Raw genomic sequence first — 616 nt, forward strand, 5'->3', positions numbered from 1 at the left:
ACCAAGCGTTGAGAGCTGGCTCTTGCTGGCAAGCATAAACGATAGCTTGTACCAGACGAATGCTGATGTCCTCGTTTGGCAACCAATCTTCCAATAACGCTTCTTCGGTAATGGTCACCGCTGCGACGTTTTGATGTGATTCTGCCATGGTCGAGACCATCGTACGGCGCGCTCCTTTGAGCACTCCAGTGCCAGGAACTTGTTTGCCTGCTTCTTCGTAAACATCGGCATCGACGATCAAACCGCTTGGTCCGCTACCGACCATCGTTTTCAAATCTACGCCTAGTTTTTTCGCTAGCAAACGCGCGGAAGGTAAGGCGGTGATGAGTTTGTCTGCCGATTTGTTGTGGCTGCCGCCCACCCAAAAATCGTCAACATTTACATTATGAGATTGGTGAGATACGGTGCCAACAACGGTTGCGGCATCGGCAGTTTGTCGTTTTTCCGCAGAGACAGTGTTTTCTGCGCCACTTTCGTCGATTTCTATAAGTAGGGCGCCAATATTAATCACGTCGCCTTCTTCACCATGGCGGCTGACAATTCTGCCTGCGTACGGAGCTGGAACGTCTACGGTTGCTTTCGCCGTCTCAACGGTGAGGATCACTTGATCGAGTTT

Annotated in this window: 1 protein-coding gene; it reads right to left on the minus strand. The window is 50.8% G+C overall.

Annotated features, from left to right (window positions below; all coding sequences use genetic code 11):
* On the minus strand, positions 1-616 hold a 616-nt coding region (locus tag R7Z77_RS26645), incomplete at both ends, for an E3 binding domain-containing protein (RefSeq protein WP_318137208.1).

Source organism: Vibrio sp. 1401 (assembly GCF_033340295.1).